Source organism: Kitasatospora sp. NPDC041917, assembly GCF_055589745.1.
In genome coordinates, this window is sequence record NZ_JBVJBI010000022.1 from 127,363 (window position 1) to 136,850 (window position 9,488).

General features: G+C 71.5%; 6 protein-coding genes and 2 pseudogenes. 6 read left to right on the top strand and 2 right to left on the bottom strand.

Features of this window, described 5'->3' with window-relative positions; all coding sequences use genetic code 11:
* The 6 genes and pseudogenes from ACZ6EM_RS25475 (at position 1) to ACZ6EM_RS25500 (ending at position 6,591) form a co-directional block, all read left to right on the top strand.
* Entirely contained in the window at positions 1 to 906 is a 906-nt protein-coding gene (locus ACZ6EM_RS25475; protein ID WP_452180098.1) for a LysM peptidoglycan-binding domain-containing protein, read from the top strand.
* 328 nt (positions 907 to 1,234) lie between these two features.
* Positions 1,235 to 2,521, top strand: coding sequence for a phosphopyruvate hydratase (gene eno / locus ACZ6EM_RS25480; protein ID WP_359910003.1), 1,287 nt, complete (start codon positions 1,235 to 1,237; stop codon positions 2,519 to 2,521).
* A gap of 170 nt (positions 2,522 to 2,691) precedes the next feature.
* Positions 2,692 to 3,213, top strand: a complete 522-nt coding sequence (locus ACZ6EM_RS25485; protein WP_452180097.1) for an FtsB family cell division protein — start codon at positions 2,692 to 2,694, stop codon at positions 3,211 to 3,213.
* A pseudogene (locus ACZ6EM_RS25490) lies at positions 3,185 to 3,724 on the top strand (DUF501 domain-containing protein); the annotation flags it as partial. The gene ACZ6EM_RS25485 and the pseudogene ACZ6EM_RS25490, both read left to right, overlap by 29 nt.
* Positions 3,725 to 3,852: 128 nt before the next feature.
* Complete coding sequence (locus ACZ6EM_RS25495; protein WP_452180096.1) at positions 3,853 to 4,794, top strand: Ppx/GppA phosphatase family protein; 942 nt, start codon at positions 3,853 to 3,855, stop codon at positions 4,792 to 4,794.
* Positions 4,795 to 5,223: 429 nt separating this feature from the next.
* Entirely contained in the window at positions 5,224 to 6,591 is a 1,368-nt protein-coding gene (locus ACZ6EM_RS25500; RefSeq protein ID WP_359909991.1) for an NAD(P)/FAD-dependent oxidoreductase, read from the top strand.
* 178 nt (positions 6,592 to 6,769) lie between these two features.
* On the opposite strand, the gene ACZ6EM_RS25505 is transcribed toward ACZ6EM_RS25500, so the two are convergent.
* On the bottom strand, positions 6,770 to 9,328 hold the full coding sequence (locus ACZ6EM_RS25505) for an ABC transporter permease (protein ID WP_465773300.1): 2,559 nt from the start codon (positions 9,326 to 9,328) through the stop codon (positions 6,770 to 6,772).
* 63 nt (positions 9,329 to 9,391) lie between these two features.
* Positions 9,392 to 9,488: pseudogene (locus tag ACZ6EM_RS25510) on the bottom strand (ABC transporter ATP-binding protein); the annotation flags it as partial.

The following is a 9,488-nucleotide window of genomic DNA, read 5'->3' on the forward strand; positions in this document are numbered from 1 at the left end:
ATGCTGTTCGTTGGAACTGGCCGTCACCGTCGTCGCACCCAGGCCGAGAAGGCCATCGCCGTCGCCGGTGTGGCCGGCGTCGGACTCGCGATGCCGCTCCTCACCGCCACCGGCGCCTCCGCCGCCCCCGCCTCCACCTGGGACGCCGTCGCCCAGTGCGAGGCCGGTGGCAACTGGAGCATCAACACCGGCAACGGCTTCTACGGCGGCCTCCAGTTCACCTCCAGCACCTGGAAGGCGTACGGCGGCACCGCCTACGCGCCGCAGGCCAACCAGGCCAGCAAGGCCCAGCAGATCTCGGTCGCCGAGAAGGTGCTGGCCTCGCAGGGCCCGGGCGCCTGGCCGGTCTGCTCCCAGAAGGCCGGTCTGACCAAGGGTGGTGCCCCGGCCGCGGTCGACACCTCCTCGGACGCCAAGCCGCAGTCCGCCCCCAAGCAGCAGACCCCGAAGCCCGCCGCCAAGCCGGCCGAGAAGCCGGTCGCGCAGCAGCCCGCCGCCCAGAAGCAGACCCCGAAGCCCGCCGCGCAGCCGGTCCAGCAGGCCGCCCCGCAGCAGCAGGCGCAGCCGCAGACCCCGGGCTTCTCCGGCAAGGCCGGCTGGGACGCCGACGCCAAGGTGTACTGGTACCAGAGCAACGGCGCCTGGTACTGGACCAGCCACCAGAGCGTCTACCAGCAGTACGCCGGCCAGGCCGCCGCCCAGCCGCAGTACGCCCCGCAGGCCGCGCAGTCGGCCCCGCAGACCACCGGCCACGACTACACCGTCCGCGCCGGTGACACCCTGTCGACCATCGCCGCCGCCCAGGGCGTGTCCGGCGGCTGGCACGCGCTGTACGAGCAGAACCACGGCACGGTCGGCGGCGACCCGAACCTGATCATGCCCGGCCAGGTGCTGCACCTCGGCTGAGCCGGCCCGCTCGACGCCGGCTCGCTCGACGCCGGCTCGCTCGACGCCGGCCCGCCCGCCGCACCCGGCGCCGACGCCGCCTCACCCCGCCGTCCGAAGGGGACCGGTCCTACCGGTCCCCTTCGTCCGCATTCGCCCGCTCCGGTGGGACAAGCTGGGACAAGCAGGTGAACTACCGGTGGGTAGTGGGGCCACACGCTGAGACGGGACCGAGGCGGACGTGGCCCCGGGAGCCCGGGCGGTTAGGCTCTGGTCGTAACGACTCCGCAATCGTCCTGCTGACAGCACCACCGTCAGACCGGACCCTGCTTCCGCAAGGAGATGCCTCGTGCCGTCCATCGATGTCGTCGTAGCCCGTGAGATCCTCGACTCCCGCGGCAACCCCACGGTCGAGGTCGAGGTCGGCCTCGACGACGGCAGCACGGGTCGTGCCGCTGTCCCGTCGGGTGCTTCCACCGGTGCCTTCGAGGCGCTGGAGCTGCGTGACGGTGACAAGAACCGCTACTTCGGCAAGGGCGTCGAGAAGGCCGTCCTGGCCGTCATCGAGCAGATCGGCCCGGAGCTGGTCGGCTACGACGCCACCGAGCAGCGCCTGATCGACCAGGCCATGCTGGACCTGGACGCCACCCCGGACAAGTCCTCGCTCGGCGCCAACGCCATCCTGGGCGTCTCGCTGGCCGTCGCGCACGCCGCCTCCGAGGCCAGCGACCTGCCGCTGTTCCGCTACCTGGGCGGCCCGAACGCGCACGTCCTGCCGGTCCCGATGATGAACATCCTCAACGGTGGGTCGCACGCGGACTCCAACGTCGACATCCAGGAGTTCATGATCGCCCCGATCGGCGCGGAGTCCTTCTCCGAGGCCGTCCGCTGGGGCGTCGAGGTCTACCACACGCTCAAGGGCGTGCTGAAGGAGCGCGGCCTGTCCACGGGTCTGGGTGACGAGGGCGGCTTCGCCCCGAACCTGGACTCCAACCGCGAGGCCCTGGACCTCATCGTCGAGGCCATCGAGAAGGCCGGCTACGTGCCCGGCCGTGACGTCGCGCTGGCCCTGGACGTCGCCTCCTCCGAGTTCTACGAGGACGGCGCCTACCAGTTCGAGGGCAAGGACCTCACCGCCGCCGAGCTCATCGAGTACTACGCCGAGCTGGTCGCCGCCTACCCGCTGGTCTCCATCGAGGACCCGCTGGACGAGTCCGACTGGGACGGCTGGAAGGCCATGACCGACAAGCTGGGCGACAAGGTCCAGCTGGTCGGCGACGACCTGTTCGTCACCAACCCGGCCCGCCTGGCCCGCGGCATCGAGACCGGCACCGCCAACGCGCTGCTGGTGAAGGTGAACCAGATCGGCTCGCTGACCGAGACCCTGGACGCCGTCGAGCTGGCCCAGCGCAACGGCTACCGCTGCATGATGTCGCACCGCTCCGGCGAGACCGAGGACGTCACCATCGCCGACCTGGCCGTCGCCACCAACTGCGGCCAGATCAAGACCGGTGCCCCGGCCCGCTCCGAGCGCGTCGCCAAGTACAACCAGCTGCTGCGCATCGAGGAGATCCTCGACGACGCCGCCGAGTACGCCGGCCGCGGCGCCTTCCCGCGCTTCCGCTCCGCGGAGTAGCAGGAACGGCCGCTCCGTGGAGCGGCCGGGCCCGGCCGCTGCGCGGAGCGATCCGCACGGCGGGCACGAGGGCCGGGCGCTCCCGGTAGCGCACGCCTGACCGGTGCCCCGCCGTTCACCCCGTAGGGTGGACGGCGGGGCACCGTCGCGACCAGGAGGGGATACGGGAGATGGCTGGCTGGAGGATCCCGGGCTTGGCGGCCCGGCCCCGGTTCACGAGCCGGGCGACCGTCCTCGTCCTGGTGCTCTGTTCGCTGGTGGCGATCCTCGCCTACCCGACGCGGCAGTTCATCTCCCAGCGCGCCGAGATCTCCGCCCAGCGGGCGAAGGCCGACCACGCGCGCCAGCAGGTCGAGCAGCTGCGCCGGGAGAAGGCCCGCTGGCAGGACCCGGAGTACGTGAAGGCGCAGGCCCGCGCCCGGCTGCACTACGCGGTGCCGGGGGAGACCCCGTACATCGCGGTGGATCCGGCCGGCCGGGCCTCCGCCCAGCCCTCCTCGTCCGCGGCGGGTGCGGCCTCCTCCGGCACCGCGGCCTCCGGAAGCGCCGCCGACCGGACGAAGGCCGCCAAGCCCTGGTACGCCGGCATCTGGGACTCGGTGGACGCCGCCGACACCGTGGCGGCGGCCCCCGCCACCCCCCTTCCCCTCCCACCGTCCCCCGTTGGAGACACCTCCCCCCATGACCACTGAGAACCACCCCTCCGTCTCCGACGCCGACGTCGCGGCCATCGCCGCCCAGCTCGGCCGGGTGCCGCGCGGCCTGCGCGGCGTGGCGCACCGCTGCCCCTGCGGCAACCCGGACGTCGTGGAGACGGCTCCCCGGCTGCCGGACGGCACGCCGTTCCCCACGCTCTACTACCTGACCTGCCCCAAGGCCGCCTCGCTGATCGGCACCCTGGAGGCGGAGGGCGTGATGAAGGACCAGAGCGCCCGGCTCGCCGAGGACCCGGAGCTGGCGGCCGCCTACCAGAGGGCGCACGAGGACTACATCGCCCGGCGCGACGCGATCGAGGTGCTGGAGGGCTTCCCGAGCGCCGGCGGGATGCCGGACCGGGTGAAGTGCCTGCACGTGCTGGTCGGCCACTCGCTGGCGGCCGGCGAGGGCGTCAACCCGCTCGGCGACGAGGCGATCGGCATGCTGGAGGACTGGTGGGCCAAGGGCCCGTGCGTCTCCCCGGCGGAGGTCGAGGCCGCCGGTGAGCGGGTCGCCCGCAACCGCGCCAAGGAGCAGGACCACGAGGCCGCGATCGCCGCCAAGGAGCAGAAGACCGCCGAGCGCGCCGCGAAGAAGCGGGCCGTGGAGGAAGCCGCGGCGGAGCGGGAGTCCGAGTGAGCACCACCCGCGTGGCCGCGATCGACTGCGGCACCAACTCGATCCGCCTGCTGGTCGCCGACCTCGACCCGGAGACGGGGGAGATCACCGACCTCGACCGCCGGATGATCGTCAACCGGCTGGGCCAGGGCGTGGACCGCACCGGCCGGCTGCACCCCGACGCGCTGGCCCGCACCTTCGCGGCCTGCCGGGAGTACCAGGAGATCATCGCCGGCTTCGGTGTCGGCCCGGAGCGGGTCCGCTTCGTCGCCACCAGTGCCTCCCGGGACGCCGAGAACAGCGACGAGTACGTCAAGGGCGTGCGCGACATCCTGGGCGTCGAGCCCGAGGTGGTGAGCGGCGAGGAGGAGGCGCACCTGTCCTTCGTGGGCGCCACCAAGGAACTGACGGGCGGTCAGTTCCCCGGCCCGTACCTGGTGTTCGACCTCGGCGGCGGCTCCACCGAGTTCGTGCTCGGCTCGGACGACGTCCAGGCGGCGCGCTCGGTGAACATCGGTTGCGTGCGGCTCACCGAGCGGTACTTCGGTGACGCCGAGCTGCCCTCGGAGGAGCAGGTCGAGGCCGCCCGGGCGCACGTGCGGGCGGAGCTGGACCGGGCCGAGGAGGTCGTCCCGCTGACCGGCGCGGCCACCCTGGTGGGTCTCGCCGGGACGGTCACCACGGTGTCCGCGATCGCCCAGGGCCTGCCCGGCTACGACTCGGCGGCGATCCACCACTCGCGGATCGGCCGGGACCGGGTCGCCGGGATCGCCCGGGAGCTGCTGGCCGCCACCCATGCCGAGCGCGCGGCCATCCCGTCGATGCACCCGGGCCGGGTGGACGTGATCGCGGCCGGGGCGCTGGAGCTGCTGGAGATCATGGAGCGCACCGGCGCCGCCGAGGTGGTCGTGAGCGAGCACGACATCCTCGACGGAATCGCCTGGGGTATTGCCACCTGACCCCGTGCGGGGCTTACCCGGACCGGCCCCGGCACCCCTTTCGGGGGGCCGGGGCCGGGGCGCGCCCGAGCGCGGGTGGAAAAGTTCGTGAATTTCTTCACATGGCGATCCGGCCATTCGCCGCACCCACCCGCCCGCTACGTCCGAAATGTGGGACCGAAGGCCTGCTGGCCGGGTAGCCCATGGGATCGCAGGTCAGGGCTCGCTTGAGGTTTGAAATTCGAAATCATGCGCGGGAACCCGGGCGCTGTGCGGATCGTTGCTGCTCAGGCCGGTCGTGCTCCGGCGCGCGCTCGCGCGGGGCCGTCCAGGGGTGGGGGTCACCGTGCCGGGCCCGGTTTTGCGGCCGCGCAGTGTAGCACGGGGGGTCCTTCATCTTGTGACCGGGCTCACGAAGGCTGCTCCGGACGGTGCTGGATACTTTCGGATATGAGCACCACGGAGCGTCCTCGCATCCTCATTGTCGGCGGTGGTTACGTCGGCCTGTATGCCGCGATGCGCATCCTCAAGAAGATGCGTTACGGCGAAGCGACCGTCACGGTCGTGGACCCGCGGTCGTACATGACGTACCTGCCCTTCCTCCCCGAGGCGGCCGGCGGCAACGTCGCGCCCCGCAACCTCGTCGCGCCGCTGCGCAGCGCCCTCAAGCAGGCGGAGGTGCTGACCGGGTCCGTCACCGGCATCGACCACGCCCGCAAGGTCGCCACCATCCAGCCCGCGGCCGGCGACAGCTACGAGCTGCCCTTCGAGTACCTGGTCGTCGCGACCGGCTCGGTCTCCCGCACCTTCCCGATCCCGGGTCTGGCGGAGAACGGCATCGGCATGAAGACGGTCGAGGAGGCCATCGGCCTCCGCAACCACGTCATGGCCCAGCTCGACAAGGCCGAGTCCACCACGGACGAGGAGATCCGCCGCAAGGCGCTGACCTTCGTGGTGATCGGTGGCGGCTTCGCCGGCATCGAGACCGTCGCCGAGGTCGAGGACATGGCCCGCGACGCGGCCAAGCTGTACAAGACCGTCAGCCGCGAGGACATGCGCTTCGTGGTGGTCGAGGCGGCCAACCGCATCCTCCCCGAGATGGGCCCGGACCTCGGTCTGTGGACCAAGGAGAAGCTCGAGGAGCGCAACATCGAGGTCTACATCGAGACCTCCATGGACTCCTGCGTCGACGGCCACGTCATGCTGAAGAACGGCATGGAGATGGACGCCTCCACCATCGTGTGGACGGCCGGCGTGAAGCCGAACCCGGTGCTGTCCGAGTTCGGCCTGCCGCTGGGCCCGCGCGGCCACGTCGACACCGCGCCGACCCTCCAGGTCCAGGGCTTCGACTACGTCTGGGCCGCCGGCGACAACGCCCAGGTGCCGGACCTCGCCGCCGGCGAGGGCGCCTGGTGCCCGCCGAACGCGCAGCACGCCTGCCGTCAGGCCGTCGTCCTCGGCGACAACGTGATCTCCGGCATGCGCGGCTTCCCGCAGAAGGAGTACAAGCACAAGAACCTCGGTGCGGTCGCCGGCCTCGGCCTGCACAAGGGCGTGGCGATCCTCTTCGGCAAGTACAAGCTGAAGGGCCGTCCGGCCTGGTGGTTCCACCGCCTGTACCACGGCGCGATGGTGCCGACCTTCAACCGCAAGGTCCGCGTCTTCACCGACTGGACGCTCGCGATGTTCCTCAAGCGCGAGATGGTCGGCCTCGCCCAGATGGAGCGGCCGCAGCTTCCGATCCAGGAGGTCACTCCGCCCACCAAGCCCGTCGAGGCCGCCAAGCCGGCCGCCGACAAGGCACTCGCCAGCAAGTAAGCGACTGAGACCCCGGTGTGGGAGCACCGGGGTATGAGTCGGAGGCCCTCCGCCCGGCAGCGTTGCCGGACCACGACCTCCGTGGTGCTCAGCCGGCCGTGCGACCGGGCGGAGTACAGAAGTAGAAGGTCCCCTGCCGAAACCCTCCGGCAGGGGACCTCTCTCGTTGCGGGACCGGTCAGTCGGTCTTGATGCTCGACAGGATGTCCAGCTTGGACGCCCGGCGGGCCGGCCAGATCGCGGCCACCAGGCCGACCACCCCGGCCAGCGCCAGGAACATCGCCAGCTGGCCGTACGGCAGGACCGTGGTCAGGCCGGAGAGGCTGGACTTCAGGGTGCCGTTGATCGCCCAGGCGATGAAGCAGCCGAGCAGCAGGCCGATGCCGGCGCCGAACAGCGAGATCACCACGGACTCCAGACGGACCATCCGCTTGATGCCGCTGCGGTCCAGGCCGATCGCCCGCAGCATCCCGATCTCGCGCTTGCGCTCGAAGACCGACATCGCCAGCGTGTTGACCACGCCCAGGATCGCGATCAGGACCGCCATCCCCAGCAGGCCGTACATCAGGTTCAGCGCGAAGGTGATGGTCTGGCTGAACTCGTCCCGGACGTCCTGCTTGGACTTCACCTCGATCACCGGGTTGGCGCCGGTGGCGTCCTTGAGCGCCTGCTTGAGGCCGTCGGTGGCGCCGTCCTTGCCCTTGACCAGGACGTCGGAGACGTACGGCTTCGGCTCGTGCTTGGCGATCTCGCTGTTGGCCAGCATGACCGGGCCGAGCATGCCGCCGGTCTTGTACACGCCACCGACGGTGACCTTGCCGGCGGACTCGTCCGGGTAGGTCACGGTCAGCACCGAGCCGGTGGTGACGTTCAGCTTCTTGGCGGCGTCCTCGTCGAGCAGCAGCTGGCCCTGGCCGAAGCCGGCGGTGGAGCCGCTGGTCAGCTCGACGTCGGCGAGCTGGTCGAGGACGGCCGCGTCCAGGCCGTTGACCGTCCTGCTGGTGCCGTTCAGGTCCCAGTACGCGGTCGTCATCGCCGAGGAGGCGGCCACCCCGGGGGCCTTGGCGATCTGGGCGGGCACCTGCTCGGACAGGCTCATGCCGTTGGCGGCACCGACGATGAAGTCGGCCTTCATCGAGCTGGTGACGGCCCGGTCGATGGTGTCGTTGACCGAGGCGCCGATCACGGTGAGCCCGGTGACCAGGGTCAGACCGATGGTCAGCGCGGCGGCGGTGGCCGCGGTGCGGCGCGGGTTGCGCACCGCGTTCTGCTGGGCGAGCCTGCCCGGGGTGCCGCCGAGACCGCGCAGCAGCGGGCCGACCAGCGCGACCACCGGACGGGAGAGCAGCGGCAGCAGGACGAACACGCCGATCAGGGCCAGGAAGGCGCCCAGGCCGACCGGCAGCCGGCCGCTGTCGTTGCCGGTGGAGGCGCCGAAGCCGATCAGGGCGAGGCCGCCGCCGGCGAGCACCGAGCCGATCGTGTTGCGGACCACCAGGCTCTTCTGGGAGACCGGCTGGTCGCCGCTGCTCATCGCGGCCACCGGGGCGATCCGGGAGGCGCGCACGGCGGGCAGCAGGGCCGACATGACCGTCACCAGGACGCCGACCACGACCGTCACCACGACGGTGAGCGGCTTGATCACCAGCGAGCCGCTCGGCATGTTCTCGTTCATCGCGCCGATCAGCGACTGCATCCCGGCGCCGATCCCGATGCCGGCGAGCAGGCCGGCCACGGCGGAGGCGGTGCCGATCAGCAGGGCCTCGATCAGCACGGACCGGGTGACCTGCTTGCGGCTGGCACCGATGGCCCGCATCAGGGCCAGCTCCTTGGTGCGCTGGGCGACCAGCATGGTGAAGGTGTTGGCGATGATGAAGATGCCGACGAAGAGCGAGATGAAGGCGAAGACCAGGAGCATCGTGCGCATGCTGCTGGTGCCCTTGGTGATCATCTCCTGCTCGTCGGCCTTGAGCGTGGCGCCGGTCTCGACGTCGAACTGGTGGCCGGAGGGCACCACGGGCTGGGCCTGGGCGAGCAGCGCGTCCTGGCTGGTGCCGGGCTTGGCGGTGAGCACGATGCCGCTGTAGCGGCCCGGCTCCAGCAGGGTCTGCTGGGCGGTGGCCCGGTCGAACAGGGTGAGCGAGCCGCCGGTGTTGACGACCGGGTCGTCGGTGGTGAAGACGCCGGTGAGCCTGGCCTCGACGACCGGGCCGTTGGCGGCGACCCGGACGGTGTCGCCGACCTTGTAGCCGCCCTTGTCGGCGGTCTTGCGGTCGAGCGCGATCTCCTTGGCGGCCTTCGGGCCCTGGCCCTCGACCATCGGGTAGCGCGGGTCCTTGCCGTCCTGGCCCGGCGCGAAGTTGGCGCCCTTGGCGGCCCAGACCTGGCCGATCAGGTTGCCCTTCCGGTCGGCGACGCCGGTGAAGCCGCTGACGACGCCTCGGGCGCCGGCGGTGCCCGGCAGGGCGGACAGCTGCTGGACGGTGGCGTCGGTGAGGGCGGCCGAGCTGCCCTCGCTCTTCTGACGGGCGGAGGCGGCGGAGCCGGCCGCGCGGTCCACCACCTGGACCGAGACGTCCGAGTAGCTCTTGGAGTTGCTGTCCCGCATGGCCTTGCCGAAGGTGTCGGCGAAGACCATGGTTCCGGCCACGAAGGCGGTGCCGAGCATGACGGCCAGTGCCGTCATCAGCAGTCGGCCCTTGTGGGCCAGCACGTTGCGCAGTGCGGTGCGATACATGGGGTGTCCTGGGAAGGGTCGGTGAGCGGGCTGCGGCCGCCGGGCCGGATCGGTCGTGGTGCCCTAGCTGGTGCGGCCCTTGGCGTCGAAGCGGCGCATGCGGTCCAGGACGGTGTCGGCGGTGGGGTGGTGGAGTTCGTCGACGATGCGGCCGTCGGCG

Excerpts from the sequence above, each read along its gene's own strand:
- ACZ6EM_RS25500 (WP_359909991.1), top strand. The coding sequence starts at position 5,224 with ATGAGCACCACGGAGCGTCCTCGCATCCTCATTGTCGGCGGTGGTTAC.
- ACZ6EM_RS25505 (WP_465773300.1), bottom strand. The coding sequence starts at position 9,328 with ATGTATCGCACCGCACTGCGCAACGTGCTGGCCCACAAGGGCCGACTG.
- ACZ6EM_RS25475 (WP_452180098.1), top strand. The coding sequence starts at position 1 with ATGCTGTTCGTTGGAACTGGCCGTCACCGTCGTCGCACCCAGGCCGAG.
- ACZ6EM_RS25485 (WP_452180097.1), top strand. The coding sequence starts at position 2,692 with ATGGCTGGCTGGAGGATCCCGGGCTTGGCGGCCCGGCCCCGGTTCACG.